The sequence below is a fragment of the Mycolicibacterium vinylchloridicum genome, assembly GCF_013404075.1.
Taxonomy (GTDB): domain Bacteria; phylum Actinomycetota; class Actinomycetes; order Mycobacteriales; family Mycobacteriaceae; genus Mycobacterium; species Mycobacterium vinylchloridicum.
In genome coordinates, this window is record NZ_JACBJQ010000016.1 from 40,574 (window position 1) to 62,039 (window position 21,466).

The following is a 21,466-nucleotide window of genomic DNA, read 5'->3' on the forward strand; positions in this document are numbered from 1 at the left end:
TCGGGGGAGTTCGCGTCTGCTCGCGGGAAAAAGCCTAGGGCGTGATGATGTTGAAGCTGGGATCGGGCTGATCCAGGGCACCGAGCAGCGTCTGCAATGCCTGGCCGTCACCGCTGACCTCCAGGCCGGGCGAGGTGAAATCGCCTGCTGCGGCTGCCAATAGCCGCAACTTACTCAGTAATCTGACCGTGGCGGTCGCCGTCGACTCGTCGGCCGCGCACTGGCGGTAGACCAGCACACCGTTGCGCAGGGTGAGCCGGTAATTGGTGCCGAGATCATCGAAGGTGATATCGAGGGCGATGTCGAGATCCCATGCCCGCGGCCCGTTCACGCTGATCGCCAGCACATCGAACATCTGCTCGGGGGTGAGCTGAGCCAGCAGCGTCGTCGACGACGACTGGGTGGGCGTGCCGAAGTTCCCATTCCGCAGCTCGGTGGCACCGGATAGGAAGAAGTTGCGCCACGTCGCACACTCCGCGCCGTAAGCCATCTGTTCCAGCGTGTCCGCATAGAGTTCGCGGGCGCCCGTGTGATTCTCGTCGGTGAAGATCACATGATCGAGAAGTGTTACAGCCCAACGGTAATCACCGGATTCGGCAGCGGCGCGCGCGAGCTCGACCACCCGGTCGACGCCACCCATCGCCTCGACGTAACGCGGTCCGGCCGCCTCCGGCGGATGCGCCCACAGCCGTCCGGGGTTGCCGTCGAACCAGCCCATGTACCGCTGATAGACGGCCTTGACGTTGTGGCTGACCGAGCCGTAGTAACCGTGGGCATGCCAGGCTTTGTGCAGCGCCGGCGGCATCTGAAAAGACTCGGCGATCTCGATGCCGGTGAAGCCCTGGTTGAGCTGCCTCAGCGTCTGGTCATGCAGATAGGCGTACAGATCACGTTGCAGGGACAGGAATTCGACGATGTTGTCCTTCCCCCAGGTCGGCCAGTGATGGGATGCGAACACCACGTCGGCACGGTCGGTGAAGGTGTCGATGGCCTCGGTCAGATATCCGGCCCACCCGTGCGGGTCGCGGACCAGGGCGCCGCGAAGCGTCAGCAGGTTGTGCAGATTGTGGGTGGCGTTCTCCGCCATGCACAGCGCGCGGAATTTCGGAAAGTAGAAGTGCATTTCGGCGGGCGCCTCGGTGCCCGGAGCCATTTGGAACTCGATCTCGACACCGTCGATGGTGTGTTCCTCACCGGTGGTGGTGATGTCGATCGTGGGCACGATGATCGCGACCTCACCGGTTGACGGTGTCTGGCCCAGCCCGCAGCCGACCTGACCCTGCGGGCCACGATCGAGCACGGCCCCGTACATGTAGCCGGCACGACGGGCCATCGCGGTACCCGCGTACACGTTCTCCTGGACCGCGTGCTCGGTGAACCCCTCCGGCGCCAAGACAGCGACCTTGCCCGCATCGACGTCGGCCTGCGTGGTCACGCCGAGAACACCGCCGAAGTGGTCGACGTGGGAGTGGGTGTAAATCACCGCGACGACGGGCCGGTCGCCGCGGTGCGCGCGGTAGAGCGCCAGTGCGGCCGCCGCGGTTTCGGTGGAGACCAGCGGATCGATGACGATGATGCCGGTGTCGCCCTCGATGAAACTGATATTGGACAGGTCCAGCCCGCGCACCTGGTAGATGCCTTCGACGACCTCGTAGAGACCCTGCTTCGCGGCCAACGTGCTCTGTCGCCACAGACTCGGATGCACCGACGTCGGCGCATCACCGGAGAGGAACCCGTAGGCGTCGTTGTCCCACACCACGCGGCCATCGGCGGCCGTGACGACGCACGGTGTCAGCGCGCCGATGAAGCCGCGGTCGGCGTCGGCGAAATCGGCGGTGTCCTCGAACGGCAGGGACTTCAAATGCTCGGCGTGGGCGGCTTCGATGACGGCAGACGGCGGCTTGGGAGTCATACCCGTCAATCCTTCCGCATCCTCCAGGCCAAGTCGATGACCAAGTTCGGGTCGGGCCTCCGGCCGCCGTGGACTACCGAGGGCTCATTAGCTATGCAGGTGCCGAACTCGACGAGCCGCGCAGTGTGGGATCTCCAGGGTTGACACTCGCCACGATCGCGGATTCGATGCCGAATCAAGGGCTAGATCCGCAATACGAATCTAGCTCACGCCATCTATGTCGAATAGAACAAATTACCCGAATGAAAATCCGCATTACGAATCTTCGCTGATACGCGGCCTGCGTCGCCCAGCACACCGGAAATGTGGGTTGCGGTAGCACCCCACCTGGGGTCATCATGACGCACAGAAATTCGCTGAGGAGGGGCCATGTTCCTGCGGTCGGAGCTTGCGCACGTGGTGGCGGTGGCGGCTCTAGGTGAACTGACAGCTGCGGTGACGCTCGGCGTCGATCACCCCCGGCCCATTCCAGAGTTGAGCGCGGTCTCGACGCCGTGGACGCCAGGATCGCGCGCGACCGCAGGCCCGGCTGGAGCCGTCCGGCTGCCTTCCGGCGCGGTGGTGCACTGGACAGCACCGCCGGGAACCGACAGCGCCACCGCCGAGGCGGTGTCGAACCTGGCGAACGACGTGGCGGCGCGCGTGAGCGCCGGAAGGGACCAACTCAGCGACGCGGTCGCCTCAGCGGCCGCGACCGCCACCTCCCGGGCAGGTCGTTCCGGCGGCGCTCACCGAGATTCGGTACCCGCGCTGATCACCGTCACGAGCGGCCCGTCGACGGTCACATCACTGTTCCGCATCGCCGTCGCCAACAGCAACGTCGAGGTCATCGCCGGCGGCGTGCTGCTCATCGGTAACGCCACCGAACCGGGGCAGGATGGTGGCCTGCTGTGGGGCAACGGCGCCGACGGCGCGGCCGGTCAGAACGGCGGCGACGGTGGAATCTTCGGCGGTAACGGCGGGAATGGCGGCACCGCAACCGATTCCGGTGCCGACGGCGGAAACGGCGGTCGAGCGGGGCTGTTCTTCGGCAACGGTGGAAACGGTGGAAACGGTGCCGACGCCACCGAGCCCGGCCAGACTGGCGGTAACGGTGGAAATGGCGGCGCAGCAGGACTTTTCGGAAACGGTGGCAGCGGTGGAAACGGTGGCGCGGGGGCGGCAGGCGCCGATGGCGCCAATCCGAACCCGGCACCCGCTCCGGCCAGCAACGGCACCGCGGGAGCTGACGTGACCACCGGCGCGGCCGGCAACGGCACCGACGGGGCCGACGGCACGTCGCCTGGCCAAGCCGGTGGGGCGGGTGGCGCCGGTGGCTCCGTCACCGGGGGAAGCGGCAAGGCGGGCTCGGGCGGTAATGGTGGCGACGGCGCGGTTGGCGGTGGCGCCGGCGGTGACGGCGGCGCGGCTGGCTACGGAATCCAGGGTGGCGGATCAACCTGGAACAACGGCGGCAACGGCGGCATCGGCGGCGCGGGCGCCGACGGGCAGGGCGGCGGGACCGGCGGCAACGGTGGCGCCGGTGGCAGCGGCGGTCTGCTGGTCGGCAACGGCGGCACGGGCGGACACGGCGGCAGCGGGGGCACCGGCGGCGACGGGGACAACGGCGGAACCGGCGGCAATGGCGGGACTGCACATCTGATCACCATCGGGGCCACCACGCCGGTCGGTGGCAGCGGCGGCGCCGGAGGTCAGGGCGGCGCGGGTGGATCCGGCGGAACCGGAGGAAACGCCGGCGCGGGTGGGCGCAGCGGGCTGACCGGCGGCCAGACCGGCGCCAACGGCACCGGTGGCAGCGGCGGCGCCGGTGGCAACGGCGGCGCGGGTGGAGCCGGCGGCAACGGCGGCTCGGGCAGCACCAATGGCAACGGCGGCGACGGTGGCAACGGCGGTGTCAGCGGTGCCGGCGGCCAGGGCGGTGTTGGCGGCGGGCAGAGCGGTGCACAGGGCCAGGGCGGAGCAGGAGGCCAAGGCGGCATCCGCGGTACCGGAAAGAACGACAACGGGTCGAACGGCAGCGCGGGCAAGCCCAACGGCGGTCAGGGCAACTGAGGAAAAGCCGTTCTGGTCACGTCCAGAATCCGTTGAGCGGTTCGGCGTACTTGTCGTTGTTGGTCATCGTCGGCACTCCGAGCGCATCCTCGATCGTGCGCAGCGTGCTGTAGTGGTCGTAATGATCGGTGACGACGAAGGCGCCGCCCTTCATTCCGCCCGCGCTGACCGCCAGCGGCGATGGGATCACCACGGTGACGACGTGGTTGCCCTCGTTACCGAAACCTAGCGTGATGTTGTTGTTGTCCTCGTCGAACGTGACGATCAGCACCGACTTCGTGTTGTTCCACTCATCGGAGTTGATGATCGTCGTGACGTTCTCCTGCAAGAACTCGTCGAGCGCGGCGACGTTGTACTGGTGGCGCGGATCTATCTGCGACAGCGCAAAGTGTGCCACACCGGCCAGGGTGTCGACGGGGCCTTCGCCGTTGGAGTCCTCGTCGGCAGCGAACCACACGAAATCTGCTGTCTTTCCAGGGGTGTTGAGATCGTCGGCCAGTTGCGTCAACGGGAACATGTGCGCGGCGGCGTAGGCCTGATTGTCGCCGATTCCGGCGAACGCCGGCCAGGGCGTCTGGTCGGTCGAATAGTCCGCCGTGGACTGTAACGGCTGGCCGGGCGTCATGCCCTGTGCATAGGCGGCCCATGTAACACCGGCGTTGTCCATGGTGAAGGCAAGGTTGTTCGGGTCGTTGATGCACACCGACTTGCAGTTGTAGGTCTTGCCGTAGACCTGTCCGCCGACGATCGCGTAGTAGTTCGGCAGGCTGGGATGGGTCACCGCGTAGTAGTTGTTGGCCAGCCCGTAGGCGTTCATCAGACTGTTCAGGTACGGCGCGTTGGGGCTTCCGACGATGTCGTCGTAGCCCTTGTTCTCCATGTAGACCAGGAACACGTGGTCGAGCGGCTGGACCTCAGATACCGGTGGCGTTGGCGCAGGTGGCGCGGATTGGGCGGTGCCGATACTGAAGGACAGGTTGTCGGCGTAGGCGTTGTTGAACCTCGCGGTGAAGCCGATCACGACCGGATTCAGATCGTGCATGGTCAGCGTCACGACCGCGCTACGAGTTCCCACCGGGACCGTACCGGTAGTGGTCCGCTGGCGGAATCCTGTCTGTCCCAATCGATCCAGGTTCGAGACCGGCCCGATCGTCGAACTGCCGAGATAAAGCTGATTCTGGTCCAGGAAGGTCACTTTGACCGTAGCGAAGGACGGGTCGAGCAGGTATCCGCCCAGGTAGCCGTTGAGGTTGAATGGCACTGTACCGCTGTCGATCTCAGCGCTCGAGGCGCTGAGGTCCACCGTCTGCGCGAGCGCCGACGTGGCGACGTCGCCGCCACTGAAGAATTGATTGCCGCCACCGGGCGGCGCGGCGTTGACGCCTGGAAACGACACGATGGCAGGAAGATTCGGCCACGCGAAACTCAGGCCCACCGGCCATGCATTGCGGAGCTCACCATACTTGACCACTGTCGGAGTACCCGTCGCCGTCCACCCGGGAACGCTGACTGCGCTGTTTCCGTACCCGGCGCTATCTCCTAGTTCGGCGCCCGGATTCGTCAGCAGATTGGGACCCGTGACGGGGACTGCGGCGGTCGTGACCGCACCCGCCTTGCCGATACCCGTAATGCGACGCAACTCGTTGCCCACGTAGGCCAGCATCGACGAGATCGTCGCCGGCGAAGGCGGCGCGCCACCTCCGACGAGCGAATGCAGGCGAATGCTGGCAAGTGGCTGTGAAGACGAAAGTTGCTGAGGCTTACCTAATTTCGACGACGACGGCCCTTTCGCCAAGCTGGGCGTCACACGGTGCGTCTTGCCCACTGCCACCGGTTTTGGTTTGGCTGCCGTGCTATCCGAAGCAGAAGACGCGTTCGACGGCTGGGCATCCGCGACACACGGTGTGCTCGCCAACCAGGAACCGATTCCGAGGGCGACCGCGAGTGCCCCCACCCTGCCGATGTGTGCTGCATTGCCCATGACCCGTACTCCCGCCATCAGATAACTCAGATGGTACGAAGTGCGGGCCCTCCCCGGCTGGGAATTGACGGGGTCCGTTGGGGCGCTCAGTCCGTACACCTCGCCGGGAGCGGAGTCACCACCCGGGGCCACCGCCATGCCCGCTGGCGACGTAAGCCTGGAACTGATCCAAACTAGGCGAGTTGTCGGCACCGTTGAACCCACCGATCGACATGATCAGCGTGCCCGAGCTCAGCTCCAGACTGCCGGTGTGCGGCGCGATAGTGGCTGCAGCCCAACCATCATCGTCTTCAAGCGGACGACCGCTTGGGCGTCATGCCGCGAATCCTTCCGTAAACCGCCGCCGCTGAGGGTACGTTGTGCCGACGGTGAGGTCTCGTCCGGGAATCAGCGCGGGCTGATCCGGCTCGCGGACAACTCCTGGAGATAGACCTCCAGGTCGGTGTACCCCAACTCCGACAGGTCGGTGGCGTTGGTGTTCGACGAGTTGGGATCCAATCCTTTGGCGATCTCCCAGGCGTCGGGCATGCCGTCAGCGTCGGTGTCCAGCGGCGCGGCGGGAGCGGCACCGGAGTAGGCCGGCAGTAGAGCGTCATTGGCCGGGTTGGTGTTGGGCGGCGCGATTGAGATGGTGTCTTGGGCCACGGATTGGAGCAGCCTGGTATCCATGGGGTCGCGGGGCCACGCGCCGGCGCTGTCCAGCAGGACTGCGCGCAACATATCCGTCGGGGTGTAGGTGATGGCCGGGAAGGGATGCCGCGAGCTGCGCGCTTGTGCTTGGCCGGATGCGCCGTCGGGCTGGGCCACCGACGGATAGTCGTTGCAGCAGTAGAAGAGTTCGTAATCCGACCTCGACGGGTACCCGCTCATTTCGTTGCCGCTCACGTACAACTGGTTACCTGCGACGCGCAGAATCTGGTCGTCGAACATTCCGTACTGGAACTGAGGACCGGTCTTGAAGTAGTTGTTGACGGCGTTGATGTTCCAATAGATCGGGTACGGGTTGCCTCGGGAGTCGGTGACGACATTCGTGCTCACACCGAGGACGATGAAGAAGCGTGGATCCCAGTACAGGTTGTTGGACAACTCCAGGTTCATGGTCGAATTGGCGGCGGCCAGGGACTCGCGGCTTCCTTCCGGCAACCTGCCTTCGATCCGATTGAAGATGTTGTGATGAAGTGAGACGTTGTTCAACTCGAAGCCGTTGGCCGGGTTCGAGTAGTTCATCAGCACACCGCCGTAGAAAGAATGGCCCCCAAGGGTTTCGGCGAGTACGGAGTTCTGAACGGTGATGTTGTTCGAGTAGGAGATTTCCACGGCTTCGTCGGTGGCGTTGCCGATCGAGACATGGTCGATGATCGCATTGCGGGTGTAACGCAGACGCAATCCGTCATCGCTCGGCCCACTCACGCCCGGGCGAATTCGCACGTGCTGCAGAATCCAGTTCTCGGCGAAGTCGGCTGGGGCGCGGACCGTTTGATCCTGATATGGGGTTTCATCGGTCACGAATCCCCGAATAGTGATGCCGCCCGGGGAGGTTTGGCCGGCAATCGTCACATCGCCGTTCGTCAGATGAATCTGGGCGTCGATCACCCCGCTGACTTTGAAGAGAATGTATTTCGGGCCGGGCTGGTCAATAGCCCATTGCAGCGAGCCCGGGCCGGAAGCCGCGGTGTTGGTGACGTAGATGACGCTGCCGCCCCGTCCGCCGGTGGCGAAGCTGCCGAACCCTTCCGCCCCGGGGAAGGCCGGCAGTGGCCCCGGCGGCGGGGGTGGTGTCGGCACCGGCACCAGCGACACTGTCACCGGGATGGCAGCTGTGCCGCCGAAGCCGTCCGCGATGGTGACGGTGAAGGTGTCGGCTCTGTCGGCGGGGGTGGCGGTGGGTGCCGCGGCGTTGTCCCGTGCGCTGGGGGTCGGGGTGTAGCTGAACACGCCGGCGGGAGTGACGATCACCGCGCCTTTCGTCGTGGTGGCGGACCCGCTGTAAGTCAAGGCGTCGCCGTCCGCGTCGCTGCCGATTACGGCGCCGGTCACCACCCCTGTGGTCGGATCGGGGCTGCTGACCACGGGGGTGCCGGCAGGGGCTGTGTTGGCTGCGGTGAACGGGCCTACCGTGACAGCCACGGTGCCAGCGGTGGTGTGGCCGCTGTCGCCGACCAGACCGAAGGTGAGCAGGTTGATCAACCCCGACAAGCCGTGGAGGTGGAATCCGCTTGCTGCGTCACTGACACTGACCCCGAACGAGTCGGTGGCACCGGTTGCAGCCACCGCCCGGTCTGGGGTGTAGGTGTAACTGCCGTCGGGGTGGACCATCGCGACGCCGCGGGCGGCATTCTCGGTGACAGTGAAGGTGAGCGTGTCGCCGTCCCGGTCACCGGCGTTGAGGACGCCGCTGACTACACCGTTGCCTGTCTGGCCGCTCTGAGTGGGGTTCAGTGTCGGGCGCCGATTGCCGAAAGTCGCTGCCAAACCAGTGAAGAACGCACCGACCGGGTCGAAGCCAATTCGCTGCGAGTTGAACGGTCGAGCGCTCAGCAAGGGGGCGGCAACCACCGCCTGCGTCGGCGAGGGAGTCAGGGCTGGTGTCGAATCGGGCGCTCGTACGGGTCGGGAAGTGCTGGGCCGGGCGGTTCTGGCCAACGCCGAAGGCCTGCGCGTTGTCGCGGTGTTGTTTGCGTAGCCCCCCGCCCTGATCCTCACGCGGAGCGCAGGTGAGCGCTCGGCGCTGGAGCTGCGCTGCGCTCGTCCGGCGTCAACACCCGCTGACGACGAAGTGGAGGACGAGGAGGAGGAGGAGGACGACTCCGCAGCGGCGACTCCCGCGCCACCTACCGCGATCGCAGCACCCACGCCCAGCATCGCAGCAAGTGGACCGAGCCGTCCCGCGAACGTTGCGGTGCTCATCGCTTCCCCCCGATGTGCGTGGGAAACCCACGCGACCCTCTCAGGCCAGCACGCCACAACGGGACTTGTCAACACCCCCGGACTGCGATGGTTGAAAGGTTCAACATCCGATCAGTTCGGCATGCTCAGGTCGTAGACCTCGGTCCCGCCCACATCGCTCGCGGTGAAGTGCTGCTGGACCCACTCGGTGATCTGAATGCCCGCACCCGAGTCGCCGCCGGGACCGCCGTGGTGTCTGTCTCCCGCGATGAAGTAGCGCACCTGGCCCGAGGCCACGTAGGACTGGAACTGCTCCAGTGTGGGTGAGTTGTCACCGCCGCTGAACCCACCGATCGACATGATCGATGTGCCCGTACTCAGTTCCAGACTGCCCGCGGTGTGTGACCCGACAGTCGCTGCGGCCCAACGATTGTCAGCATCGGTGAGCATGTCCTTCAGCTCGGCGTTGTCCGATGCCTGTTGCTCGCCCGGGCCGCCGGGGCCACCGAATCCGAAACCCCCGCCCGTGCGGGCCGGACCGGAGGTCGGGATGCCACCGCCGTGGTCACCGGCGATCGTCTCCACGGTGTAGGCCGCGCTGGCGCCCAACCCGAACAGCAGGCCGGCAGCGGCGAACACCACCGTCCAGCGTCCGAGGCGATGCGCCCCGGCCAGCAGCACAGCCGAGGCCAGGATGGAGCCGATCAACACCACCCAGCGCAGCCATGGCAGCCAGTCGGGGGTGCGGTCGAGCAGGATGAAATTCCACACCCCGGTCACGACGAGCATGGCCGCCAGCGCGATCCGGGGCCCCACAAACTCCTTGCCGCGCCATAGTTCTCGCACGCTGATGCCGAGCACCGCACCGATCGCCGGCGCCAGAGCAACCGTGTAGTAGGGGTGCATGATCCCCTTCATGAAGCTGAACACCACGACGGTGACCACCAGCCAGCCGCCCCACAGCAGCAGCGATGCGCGGGTCCGGTCGGTGCGCGGGGTCCGTCGGGTGAACCACAAGCCGGCGACCAGCCCGATCAGCGCGGCGGGAAGCAGCCAGGAGATCTCGGTGCCCATCGATTCGCCGAACATCCGGGTGATGCCGGTCGAGCCGCCGAACATCGGTGAGCCACCCATGCCGCCTGGGCCGCCACCGGAATCCGAGCTGCCGCCAGGGTTGCCGTCGCCGCCGAACACCCGGCCCAAGCCGTTGTAGCCAAGGGCCAGCTGAAGCAGGCTGTTGTCGGTGGACCCGCCGATGTAGGGCCGAGAATCGCTGGGCCACAGGCTGACCAGCGCGAGATACCAGCCCGCCGAGACCACCATCGTGACCAGGCCGACCGCCAGGTCGCGAAGGCGCTGCCAGACATTGCCCGGCACCGCGACCAGAACCACCAGGGCCAGGGCCGGGGTGACCAGCAGGGCTTGCAACAGTTTGGCCAGGAATGCGAAGCCGATGGCGACACCGGCCAGGGCGATCCAGCGGGTGGATTTGCCGTCCAGCGCCCGGATCAGGCAGTAGCCGGCGACGACCATCAGCAGGACCAGCAGCGCGTCGGGGTTGTTGAAGCGGAACATCAACGCCGCCACGGGAGTCAGCGCCAGCACCGTACCGGCCAGCAGGCCGGCCCCGTAACCGCTGACCCGGCGCACCGCGCCGTAGACCAGCGCGACTGAGGCCACTCCCATCAGAGCCTGGGGCACCAGCATCGACAGCGTGCCGAATCCGAAGATCCGTCCGGACAAGGCCATCACCCACAGCGCGGCGGGCGGCTTGTCGACGGTAATCGCATTGCCGGCATCGATTGACCCGAACAGCAAGGCTTTCCAGCTTTGCGTACCGGCCTGCACAGCAGCGGCGTAGTACTCATTGGCCCACCCGGCGGCACTCAGGCCCCACAGGTAGAGCACGGCAGTCACCACGAGCAGAAGCCCCAGTGCCGGCCATACCCACCGCGGTCGCGCCAACTCCGGCGCCTCCTTCGGATCCACCACTCCAGGCCTCTCAGCGAGCACAGTCATCACTTGCTCCCGACAGTCTGGCCGGTGCGACGAGGGTGGAACACCCAGCCGCGCAGCAGGACGAAGCGGACGACGGTGGCCATCAGGTTGGCCGCGATCAGCACCAACAGTTCGACGATTCGGGGAGGCTCCCCGAGGGTGTGCAACAGAGCCAGCGCACCGCTGGTCAGGGCCAGCCCGATACCGAAGACGACGAACCCCTCGAATTGATGGCGCGCGACGCCGGGGCCGCGTACCCCGAACGTGTACCGCCGGTTGGCCGCGGTGTTGGCGATCGCGGTCACCAGCAGGGCCACCAGGTTGGCGCCCTGGGCGCCGATCGGCCGCAGCAGCAGGAACAGCAGCAGGTAGGCCAGCGTGCACGCGATGCCGATGGCGGCGAACCGCACGCCCTGGTTCAGCAATGATCTCGGGGCGCCGGCCTGGTTGCCGAACTGGGCGCCGATTGCCTGGACCGGAATCTGTCCGGACCCGAAACCCTTGAGCAAGCGCGCGATTCCCTTCAGGTCGGCGACAGCGGTGGACACGATGTCGACCCGGCTGTCCGGATCGTCGATCCAGTCGACGGGCACCTCGTGGATGCGCAGGCCGCTGCGCTCGGCCAGCACCAGAAGCTCGGTGTCGAAGAACCACCCGGTGTCCTCGACGTAGGGCAGCAGTTCGGCGGCGACATCGGCGCGGATCGCCTTGAAGCCGCATTGGGCGTCGCTGAACTTGGCGGCCAGCGTGGAGCGCAGGATCAGGTTGTAGCAGCGCGAAATGATCTCCCGCTTGGCCCCACGCACTACCCGGGAGCCGCGACCCAGCCGGGTGCCGATGGCGAGGTCGGAATGCCCGGACACCAGCGGCGCCACCAGCGGCGACAGCGCGGCGAGGTCGGTCGACAGGTCCACGTCCATGTAGGCCAGCACCGGCGCATCCGACCTCGACCACACCGCATGCAGGGCGCGGCCCCGGCCCTTCTGCTCGAGACGGACCGTGCGCACCTCCGGGATTTCGGCAGCGAGCTCGGCGGCGACCTCGGGGGTGGCGTCGACGCTCGCGTTGTCGGCGATGGTGATGCGGAACGAGAACGGAAAGTCCTCCCGCAGATGGCGGTACAGCCGGTGGATCGAGTCGGCCAGCGCGGCCTGCTCGTTGTACACCGGGACGACGACATCGAGCACGGGCACGCCGCGGTCGGAAGCGATCAGGGCTGCATTGCGTCGGCGTGCCACGCGGATGTCGGTGATGGTCATGAATTCATCGTTACGGGCACCGGTGAGGGGCGAATTTGCGCTCGCTATGCGGCAGCTGTGAATCCTCGCGAGAGGTCGTAGACGGTGACACCGTCGATCACGCGGGAGGTGAAATTGGCACTCACCCAGCGCTGAATCTGTTCAGCGGCATCGCTGCCCGACCGGTTGCCGAACATGAATCCGGGCATCTCGCTGCGAACGAACCAGTGGATGCGCCGCTGCGCGACATAGGACTGGAATTGCTCCAACGTGGGGGCCGGATCGGTGCCGTTGAAGCCACCGACGGCCATCACCGGCAGCCCGGTGGCGAGTTGATATCCGGCGGCGTTACTCGAGCCGACGGCGGCTGCGGCCCAGGTGTATTGGTCGCCGGCCTGGCTCAATGCCGCCGTCAACTCGGCACCGGGTCTGGGGGCGTCGAACAATCCACCGGGCGGGCCGCCGCGACCGTTCGAGGGGCCGACGGACGGGATGGCTCCGCTATGCGGTGCGGCAACGGTGGCCAAGGAGAAGGCGAGCGGTCCGGCCAGGGCGGCGGCCAGGGCCAGCACCCCCACCACGACACCGACCTGCCCGGGCAGGCGACCGATGACGAGGAGCAGGAGTGCGCAGGCGATCGCGAGCACCGCGATCGAGATCCGAAGCCAGGGCAGCCACTGCGAATCTCGTTGCAGCAGAATATAAGCCAGCACCGCGGTGATCGCGATCATCCCCGACAGCGTGGTGGCGGCCCGGATGTCCGCGCGGTGCCGCCACAGCAGCGTGGTGCCGATCGCCAGGCCTGCACCGACCGCCGGCGCGAGAGCCACGCTGTAGTAGGCGTGCAGGATGCCGTTGGCGAAGCTGAACACCACCGCGGTGACCGCCAGCCATCCGCCCCACAGCAGCAGCGCCGCCCGGGTGAGGTCGGTGCGCGGCGCCCGCCGGGTGATCACCAGCCCGGCGATGATCGCGATGACCGCGGCAGGGATCAGCCACGCAATGTAGGTGCCCATCTCCCCACCGAACAACCGCGCCCAGCCGGCCTCCTGATTGAGGTTGCCCAGCCCGCCCGTCTCGTCGCCGGTGAGCCGGCCTAAACCGTTGTAGCCCAATGCCAATTCGACGATCGAATTGTGCTGCGAACCACCGATATAGGGCCGTGCATCGGCCGGCCACAGCGCGACGAGCAGCAAGTACCAGCCGGCCGAGACCACCAGTGCCCCGACCGCCGCGCTCAGCCGAACGATCCGGGCGCGCAGCGGAGCGTCGGCGGCGATCAGGAACACCACCGCCAGTGCCGGCAGCACCAGAAAGGCCTGCAGCATCTTGGCCAGAAACCCGACGCCGACGGCGACCCCGGCCAGCGGCAGCCACCACCACGCCGCGTCGCGGTCGAGCGATCGCTGGGTGAGGTAGGCGGCGACAACCAGCGAAAGCACCAGCAGCGCATCGGGATTGTTGAACCGGAACATCAGTGCGGCCGCCGGCGTCAGTGCCAGAACCGCGCCGGCGAACAGCCCCGCCCACGGTCCGCTGACCCGTCGCACCGCGACGTACAGGACCGCGACCGCCGCCACCCCGGCCACCGCCTGCGGCAGCAGGATGCTCCACGGATTCACCCCGAACAGCCGCGCCGAAAGCCCGGTCACCCACAGTGCGGCGGGTGTCTTGTCGACGGTGATCGCGTTGGCCGCGTCGCTGGAGCCGAACAGCAACGCCGTCCAGCTCTGCGAACCGGCTTGGGCTGCAGCAGAATAGAACGCATTGGCCCATCCGCTGGCACCCAGGTTCCAGACGTACAGCAGAGCCGTCGCGAGCAAGAGCACCACCAGCCCGCCATGATGCCGGGCGCGGATCATGATTCGGCCGCGCGGGGCAACCGCACCGTGAACTCGGTCCGGCCGGGCACGCTGCACAGTTCGATGCTCCCGCTGTGCGCGCGCACCACAGCCGAGGCGATCGCCAGGCCCAGGCCCGTCGACCCGCCCTTACGAGATCGCGACGTGTCACCCCGGGCGAAGCGCTCGAAAACCTCGGACTGCAGGTCGGCAGGAATGCCCGGTCCGTCGTCGGTCACCCGGAGCACCGCCTCGGTCGGCTCGGCATGCAGCGACAGCGTCACCGAAGTTCCGGGTGGAGTGTGAGTGCGGACATTGGCCAGCAGATTGGCCACCACCTGGTGAAGCCGCGCATCGTCACCGGTGACGTAGATCGGGTCTGAGGGTACGTCGAGGTTCCACTGGTACTCGGGCCCGGCGATGTGGGCATCACTGGCGACGTCGGCCGACAGTCGCGACAGGTCGACCGGTTCTCTTTCCAGCGGGCGGCCCGAATCCAGCCGCGCCAACAGCAGGAGGTCCTCGACGAGCTGCGTCATCCGCTCGGCCTCGGACTCCACCCGGCTCATCGCGTGCGCGACGTCGGCGGGCACTTCATCCCGGTTCCGTTGCGCCAGTTCGGTATAGCCGCGGATAGCAGCCAACGGCGTGCGCAGCTCGTGGCTGGCGTCAGCGACGAACTGTCGTACCCGACTCTCACTTGCCTGCCGCGTCGACAGCGCGGTCGCGATGTGGTCGAGCATCCGGTTCAGCGCGAGACCCAACCGGCCCACCTCGGTGTGCGGATTGGCATCCGGTTCGGGAACCCGCACGGGCAGCTCCACTTCGCCACGATCCAGCGGCAGGTTGGCCACCTCACCCGCGGTCGCCACGACCCGGGTCAGCGGCGCCAGCGCACGGCGATTGATGAGGATGCCCGCGGTGGTGCCCACCGCCAGCGCGATGACTGTCACCACGCCGAAGATCAACGCCACCCGCAGCAGCGTCGCCTCGACATTTTCCATGGTCAGCCCGATGACCAAGGTCTCGCCGGTCAGCCTGCTCGTTACCGCGGTAACCCGATAGGACCCGAGACCGTCGAGGTCACGGGTGACCGTGTGAAGCGGCCCGACGTTCTGGGTCAGCTGCGCCACCGTGGTGGGCGGCACTGCCGCCCGCACCCCGCCGGGGCCGAGCACGCCCGCGTCTGTCACGGTTCCATTGGTGATGACGGCGGCGATCATCCCGACCGGCTGGCCGGGGGCGTCGAGAAATTCCGGCCCGGGCCCAGGCCGCGGCCACGGTGGCCGGTCGCCCCGCCATGTCGGCGGCAGCGGCGGGGGCGGCGGTTGGCCGTAGATGATGGCCGACCGGTGCGCCGTCTCATGCAGCTGATTGTCGACTTCGCCGACCAGATACTGGTGCAGGGCCAGAATCGTCACCGCCCCGATGCCGAGGCACACCACCAGAAGTAGGCAGAGCTGACCGATGAGCAGCCGGGCGCTGAGCGACCAGGTGCTAGCTCGCAGGCTTGAGAACATAGCCCGCGCCGCGCAGTGTGTGGATCATCGGATCGCGTCCACTGTCGATTTTCTTGCGCAGGTAGGAGATGTAGAGCTCGACGATGTTGGAGCGACCACCGAAGTCATAGCTCCAAACCCGGTCCAGGATCTGGGCTTTCGACAACACTCGCTTGGGGTTGCGCATGAGGAAGCGAAGTAGCTCGAATTCGGTCGAGGTGAGCGCGATCAGTTCGCCGCCGCGGGTCACCTCGTGGCTGTCTTCGTCGAGCACCAGGTCGCCGACGACGATCTGGGCACCACTGTCCTCGGTGGTGACTCCGGTGCGGCGCAGCAGCGCCCGCAGCCGCAGCACGACTTCCTCGATGGAGAACGGTTTGGTGACGTAGTCGTCGCCGCCTGCCGTCAGGCCGGCGATGCGGTCCTCGAGGGCGTCCTTGGCGGTCAGCAGGAGCACCGGCAGCTGCGGGTTCTGCTCACGCAGCTTGCGCAGGACGTCCAGCCCGCTCATATCGGGCAGCATCACGTCGAGCACCACCGCGTCCGGGCGCGCCCCGCGCGCCGCCGTGATCGCCGATGCGCCGTCGGCTGCGGTGGCGATGTTCCAGCCTTCGTAGCGCAGCGCCATCGACACCATCTCCGCGAGCACGGTTTCATCGTCGACGACGAGCACCGTGATGGGGTTTCCGTCGGCTCGCCGCATCACTACGCGTTCGGCCGCTGAAGAGGTCATGTCCTCCAGTATGGGAGCCCCGATGAGCTGTCCCTATGGCATTGCTATGCGTGAGCTGTGAAACCTCGCGCACAGACCCGGCTGATCGCATACACAGCGAGCACCCAGGTTGGCTGCCCACGGTGGTGGCATGAGCGTCCAACCGCAGCCCGTGTGGGGTTCTCCCACCGACCACCCGAAGAGCTGGTCAACCCGTACGACCGCGGCTGCCGTCGGCATTGCCGCCGCGCTCGCCGCAGTCGGCGGCGTGGTGGTCTATGCCGCCACCGGCGGCGGCGAAGGCCAGGGCCATGCGGGCGGTCCACCGGGCTGGGGTGGTCCCGGCGGTCCGGGTGGCTTCGAGCGGACGCTGCACGGTCAGAGCGTCGTCTCCGACGGCGAAGGCGGGTTCAGCACCGAGCTGACCCAGACCGGCAACGTCACCGCCACCTCCGACACCTCGGTCACCGTGCACAGCCAGGACGGCTTCAGCCAGACCTACCGCCTCGATGCCGACACCCGAAAGCCGCCGCAGCCATTGCAGACCGGTGAGCAGGTTTCGGTGCGCGCGACCCAACAGGGCGGCGTGGCAACGGCCACGACGGTGATGCCCGCCAGATAATTTTCGGGTGAACTTCTTCGAGGCCATCGAGACGGTCGGCAAGGCGATCGACGCGGTCGGCGTCGCCGTGATCGCGCTCGGCGCGCTGATTTCGGCGGCCGGCGTGATTCCGCGACTCAAAACCGGGAAGGCCTACCGGACGTTCCGGGAGCAACTCGGCCGCTCGATCCTTCTCGGGCTGGAATTCCTGGTGGCCGCGGACATCATTCGCACCGTGGCCGTGACTCCCGATGCCCGCAGTGTGGCGGTGCTCGCCGGGATCGTGTTGATCCGGACCTTCCTGAGCTTCTCGCTCGAACTGGAAATCACCGGTTATTGGCCTTGGCAGAAAGGCCGCCAGAAGCCGGCCTCCCCTGACCCCGCCGCGCCGACGCCCGTGCGCTGACCAGTGGACGATAAGCGACGGGCCCGGCGTACACGAATCTTCGACGCGATCCGCAAGACGCCGCCGGAACCACTGGGCCCGCCCGACACTCACGACCAGACCGAGGTTGCGGCGATGCTCCGGGAAATCGGCATTGCCCTGCTCGAGGTGGAGCAGCCGACCCAGCTGGTATCGGCGCGGCTGACCGAGATCGCCGCGCAATACACCACCCAACCCGTACGCATCGTCGTGCTGCCGACCGTGTTGATGATCCAGGTGGGCACCGTCGGCTACGAAGTCGACACGTCGACAACCTATTCGTTGCAGCTCGATATGGCCGGGCGCATCGACGACATCGCCAGCCTGGCATCCGTCGGCGGGATCACCCCCGCGGACGCGATCGGGGCGATCACCCGGGCCCGCAATCTGCGCCCTCGGTTCGGACCGGTCGCGACGACGCTCGGATATGCCGTCACGACAATCGGTTTCGGCATGGTGATCAACCCGACGTGGGCGTCGCTGCCGGGATATCTGTTCCTCGGCTTGGTGGTCGGGGCGATAGCCCAACTGGGCCGGCCGTTCCCCTCCCTCAACCCGGTACTACCCACTGCCGCGGCGATGGTGACGACGATGCTGGCAACCTGGTTCGTCGCCGACACCGCCAACGACGGGCTGTTGCGGGTGATCGCCCCCGCGCTCGTGGCGATGCTGCCCGGGATGGCGCTGACCATCGGTGCCATGGAGCTGGCCAGTAACCAACTGATCGGCGGAAGCAGTCGGCTGGTCTACGGGGTCGCCCAGCTGGCGCTGCTGGTGTTCGGGGTGGCTTTGGGCGTTCACGTCGCCGGACAGGTCAAACCGCAGACGCCGTCGGCGCAGATGGGTTCTTGGTCGTTGTACGTGGCGATCGTCGTGGTGGCGATCGGACTGTACGTCTACCTGTCCGCGCCACGCGGATCGCTGGTTTGGCTGGCCGCCGCGATCGGGGTCGCGTTGATCGGCCAGGCGGTCGCCGGAAAGTTCGTGGCCGCAGCCTATTCCGGGTTCATCGGCGCGTTCCTCACCGTCCCGTTCGCGATGCTCGCGGCGCGGATCAAGACCTCTCCCCCGGCGATCGTGATGATGCTGGCCGCCTTCTGGGCGCTGGTCCCGGGTGCACTGAGCTTCGAATCGGCCAGTGTGGCCGCCACCGGAACCGACGTCGGGCCGCACAGCCTCGGGGCCACCGGGGCCGCGGTCTTGTCGATCGCGTTGGGCACGGTGATCGGGTGGAGCGTGTTCCACACGATCGACAGCCGGTTGCCGTGGCCGAAGGGATTGGCTCAACCAACCGTACGGTAGGTTCACCGGGGTGGACGACCTGAGCGCAGTGAGCGCATGGATGTCGGAGCAGGGCCTCGGCGACGGCCCGCTGGAGAACGTCTCCGAGATCACTGGTGGCACCCAGAACATCATGCTCCGTTTCACCAGGTCAGACCGCGAGTACGTGTTCCGGCGCGGACCCCGCCACCTACGGCCGGTCAGCAACAAGGTGATCCTGCGGGAGACCCGAGTGCTGCATGCGCTGGCCGGAACCGACGTCCCGCATCCCCGGCTGATCGCGGTGTGCGAGGACACCGCGGTGCTCGGTGACGCCGTCTTCTATCTGATGGAGCCGGTCGACGGCTTCAACGCCGGATCCATGTTGCCCGCGCTGCACGCCGGGGATGCCGCGATCCGCCACGGGATGGGCCTCTCGATGGCCGAGGCTGCGGCCAAGCTCGGCGCCGTCGACCATGTCGCGGTCGGCCTGGCCGACTTCGGCAAGCCCGACGGCTTCCTCGAACGCCAAGTGCCGCGGTGGCTTTCCGAGCTGGAGTCCTACCGCGGGTTCGACAACTACCCGGGGCCTGACATCGGCGACGTCGACGCCGTCGCCACCTGGCTGCAGAAGAACCAGCCCGCCGAGTGGCAGCCGGGCATCATGCACGGGGACTACCACGCCGCCAACGTGATGTTCTCGCCGACCGGCCCCGAGGTGGTGGCGATCGTCGACTGGGAGATGTGCACCATCGGCGATCCGCTGCTGGACCTCGCCTGGATGCTGGCCACCTGGTACGCGCCGGGCCGCGACTCGGTGCTGGGCAATGCCCTGATGGGTGCCGGCGATCTGGCCACCCCGGACGAGCTGATCGAGCGGTACGCCCAGAACACCACCCGCGACCTGTCCAATATCGACTGGTACACGGTGCTGGCCTGCTTCAAGCTTGGCATCATCCTGGAGGGTTCGAATGCCCGAGCCGCTGCAGGCTTGGCACCCAAGGAGATTGGTGACCACCTACACACCGCGACGGTGCGCTTGTTCGAGCGGGCTGTGGCACTGATGGAGGGACAACGATGATCGATTTCGAGATTCCCAGCGACACCGCGGCGTTGCGCGACGAGATTCACGCGTTCGTCGTCGACAAAATCGTTCCCTATGAACGAGATCCGCGCATCACCAGGCACGGACCCAACGAGGAGCTGCGCACCGAACTCGTCGGGCTGGCCCGGGACGCCGGCCTGCTGACTTTCCAGGCGCCGCACCGATTCGGCGGCCGGGAGCCGTCCCACCGCGAGCAGGCCGTGCTCTTCGAGGCCGCCGGTTGGTCCACCCTCGGCCCGGTCGCACTGAACTGCGCGGCACCCGACGAGGGCAACATGTTCGTGCTGTCCAAGATCGCAACCGAAGAGCAGGCCGAGAAGTTCCTGGTCCCGGTGATTGACGGCAGGCAGCGGTCGGTTTTCGCGATGACCGAGCCCGGCGGGGCCGGCTCGGACCCGAATCAACTTGCCACCGAAGCAATTTTTGACGGCACCGACTACGTGATCAACGGCCGCAAGTGGCTGATCACCGGAGCCAACAAGGCACGCACGTGGATCATCATGGCGAGGGTGGCGCCGAATTCTCATGGCGCGGATGGCCCGACGTTGTTCCTGTGCGATGGACAGACTCCGGGCATCGAGCTCGAGCGCGTGATGGACACGATGGACCGAAACTACGTCGAGGGCCACGGCGTAATCGGTTTCAACAACCTGCGGCTGCCCGCATCAGCGGTGCTGGGCGAGGTCGGCCAGGCCTTGCGCTACGCCCAATTACGTTTGACACCAGCACGATTGACGCACTGCATGCGCTGGCTCGGTGCCGCGTCGCGGGCACAGTCGATCGCGATCGAACATGCCCGGACCCGCACCGGGTTCGGAAAGCCGCTCGGTGAGCACCAGGGTGTGAGCTTCATGCTGGCCGACAACGAGATCGCGCTGCAGCAGTGCCGGCTGGCGATCTGGTGGGCCTGCTGGGCGCTGGACACCGGGGCCAAGGGCCGCCACGAGAGTTCGATGGTAAAGGCCTACGTGTCCGAAGAACTGTTTAAGGTCGCCGACCGTTGTGTGCAAATCCTTGGCGGCATGGGCATTTCCGACGAGACGCCGGTCGGCATGATCTTCTCGGACATGCGGGCCTTCCGCATCTACGACGGACCGACCGAAGTGCACAAGTACGCGATCGCCCGCCAGATCCTGAGGAACCCGTCATGAGCATCCTTGATTTGTTCCGTCTCGACGACAAGGTCGTCATCGTCACCGGCGCGTCCTCGGGGCTGGGCGTCTCGTTCGCGCATGCCTTCGCCGAAGCCGGTGCCGACCTGGTGCTCGGCGCACGGCGGGTGGAGCAGATGGCAGACACGGCGGCCCTCGTCGAGCAGGCCGGCCGCAAGGTGTACACCCAGAAGACCGATGTCGCAGACCCCGAACAATGCCAGCAACTGGTCGACGCGGCGATCAAGGAGTTCGGCCGCGTTGACGTACTGGTCAACAACGCCGGCGTCGGTACCGCCGTCCCGGCCACCCGCGAAACTCCGGAAGAATTCCGCAAAGTCATCGACGTCAACCTCAACGGCTCGTACTGGATGGCCCAATCCTGCGGACGGGTGATGCCGGCTGGAAGCTCAATCATCAACATTGCCAGCATTCTTGGCATCACCACCGGCGGCCTGCCGCAGGCCGCATACAGCGCGTCGAAGGCCGCAGTGCTGGGCCTGACCCGCGATTTGGCCCAACAATGGGGCTCCCGCAAGGGAATTCGCGTCAATGCGCTGGCGCCGGGCTTCTTCAAGAGCGAGATGACAGATGAATACCAGCCCGGCTACCTGGAGAAGCAGCTACCGCGGATCGTGGTGGGCAGACTGGGCGACCCGGCCGAATTAGCCGCTACCGCAGTATGGCTGGCGTCCGCCGCAGCGGGTTATGTAACGGGACAGACAATTGTGGTCGATGGCGGCCTGACCATCACGTAGTGATAACGGTCACGCATCGACTTGGCGCCTCTCAGCGCTCTCACACGA

Annotated in this window: 15 protein-coding genes and 1 pseudogene; 7 read left to right on the top strand and 9 right to left on the bottom strand. The window is 66.7% G+C overall.

What is annotated here, in order from left to right:
- Nucleotides 1-34 precede the first annotated feature (34 nt).
- On the bottom strand, nucleotides 35-1,912 hold the full coding sequence (locus tag HPC46_RS15320; protein ID WP_179471270.1) for an alkyl/aryl-sulfatase: 1,878 nt from the start codon (nucleotides 1,910-1,912) through the stop codon (nucleotides 35-37).
- Nucleotides 1,913-2,281: 369 nt separating this feature from the next.
- Between HPC46_RS15320 and HPC46_RS35520 the strand changes: the two genes are divergently transcribed.
- Nucleotides 2,282-3,964: a PGRS repeat-containing protein gene (locus HPC46_RS35520; RefSeq protein ID WP_179471272.1), complete on the top strand. Its 1,683-nt coding sequence runs from the start codon at nucleotides 2,282-2,284 to the stop codon at nucleotides 3,962-3,964.
- A gap of 16 nt (nucleotides 3,965-3,980) precedes the next feature.
- On the opposite strand, the gene HPC46_RS15330 is transcribed toward HPC46_RS35520, so the two are convergent.
- The 8 genes and pseudogenes from HPC46_RS15330 to HPC46_RS15360 form a co-directional block, all read right to left on the bottom strand.
- Nucleotides 3,981-5,627, bottom strand: coding sequence for an alkaline phosphatase family protein (locus HPC46_RS15330; RefSeq protein WP_179471274.1), 1,647 nt, complete (start codon nucleotides 5,625-5,627; stop codon nucleotides 3,981-3,983).
- A 433-nt stretch (nucleotides 5,628-6,060) separates the two neighbouring features.
- Nucleotides 6,061-6,213: pseudogene (locus tag HPC46_RS36045) on the bottom strand (mannosyltransferase YkcB-related protein); the annotation flags it as partial.
- Between the two features lie 119 nt (nucleotides 6,214-6,332).
- Complete coding sequence (locus HPC46_RS15335; RefSeq protein ID WP_179471276.1) at nucleotides 6,333-8,486, bottom strand: Ig-like domain-containing protein; 2,154 nt, start codon at nucleotides 8,484-8,486, stop codon at nucleotides 6,333-6,335.
- A 477-nt stretch (nucleotides 8,487-8,963) separates the two neighbouring features.
- On the bottom strand, nucleotides 8,964-10,850 hold the full coding sequence (locus tag HPC46_RS15340; RefSeq protein WP_179471278.1) for an ArnT family glycosyltransferase: 1,887 nt from the start codon (nucleotides 10,848-10,850) through the stop codon (nucleotides 8,964-8,966).
- A complete protein-coding gene (locus HPC46_RS15345) occupies nucleotides 10,850-12,088 on the bottom strand; it encodes a bifunctional glycosyltransferase family 2/GtrA family protein (protein WP_179471280.1) in 1,239 nt (412 codons plus the stop codon). The genes HPC46_RS15340 and HPC46_RS15345 overlap by 1 nt, the downstream gene beginning before the upstream one ends.
- A 44-nt stretch (nucleotides 12,089-12,132) precedes the next feature.
- On the bottom strand, nucleotides 12,133-13,929 hold the full coding sequence (locus HPC46_RS15350) for a glycosyltransferase family 39 protein (protein WP_179471419.1): 1,797 nt from the start codon (nucleotides 13,927-13,929) through the stop codon (nucleotides 12,133-12,135).
- A complete protein-coding gene (locus tag HPC46_RS15355) occupies nucleotides 13,926-15,428 on the bottom strand; it encodes a sensor histidine kinase (protein WP_218894220.1) in 1,503 nt (500 codons plus the stop codon). The genes HPC46_RS15350 and HPC46_RS15355 overlap by 4 nt, the downstream gene beginning before the upstream one ends.
- Nucleotides 15,406-16,110, bottom strand: coding sequence for a response regulator transcription factor (locus tag HPC46_RS15360; RefSeq protein ID WP_179471421.1), 705 nt, complete (start codon nucleotides 16,108-16,110; stop codon nucleotides 15,406-15,408). Before HPC46_RS15360 ends, HPC46_RS15355 begins: the two co-directional genes overlap by 23 nt.
- Nucleotides 16,111-16,270: 160 nt before the next feature.
- Between HPC46_RS15360 and HPC46_RS35525 the strand changes: the two genes are divergently transcribed.
- From HPC46_RS35525 to HPC46_RS15390, 6 genes are read left to right on the top strand one after another with little or no spacing between them, the layout of a single operon-like run.
- Nucleotides 16,271-16,741 (top strand): DUF4249 domain-containing protein, encoded by a 471-nt coding sequence (locus tag HPC46_RS35525; protein ID WP_179471282.1) that lies wholly within the window; start codon nucleotides 16,271-16,273, stop codon nucleotides 16,739-16,741.
- 7 nt (nucleotides 16,742-16,748) lie between these two features.
- Entirely contained in the window at nucleotides 16,749-17,126 is a 378-nt protein-coding gene (locus HPC46_RS15370) for a DUF1622 domain-containing protein (protein ID WP_179471285.1), read from the top strand.
- Between the two features lie 3 nt (nucleotides 17,127-17,129).
- Nucleotides 17,130-18,446 (top strand): threonine/serine exporter family protein, encoded by a 1,317-nt coding sequence (locus tag HPC46_RS15375; RefSeq protein WP_179471287.1) that lies wholly within the window; start codon nucleotides 17,130-17,132, stop codon nucleotides 18,444-18,446.
- A gap of 40 nt (nucleotides 18,447-18,486) precedes the next feature.
- Nucleotides 18,487-19,485 carry a phosphotransferase family protein gene (locus HPC46_RS15380; protein ID WP_218894226.1) on the top strand — a complete coding sequence of 333 codons (999 nt, stop codon included), beginning with the start codon at nucleotides 18,487-18,489 and terminating at the stop codon, nucleotides 19,483-19,485.
- Nucleotides 19,482-20,660, top strand: a complete 1,179-nt coding sequence (locus HPC46_RS15385) for an acyl-CoA dehydrogenase family protein (protein ID WP_179471291.1) — start codon at nucleotides 19,482-19,484, stop codon at nucleotides 20,658-20,660. The genes HPC46_RS15380 and HPC46_RS15385 overlap by 4 nt, the downstream gene beginning before the upstream one ends.
- The gene (locus tag HPC46_RS15390) at nucleotides 20,657-21,418 is read left to right on the top strand and encodes an SDR family NAD(P)-dependent oxidoreductase (RefSeq protein ID WP_179471293.1); all 762 of its coding nucleotides are present in this window, start codon (nucleotides 20,657-20,659) and stop codon (nucleotides 21,416-21,418) included. Before HPC46_RS15385 ends, HPC46_RS15390 begins: the two co-directional genes overlap by 4 nt.
- Nucleotides 21,419-21,466 lie beyond the last annotated feature (48 nt).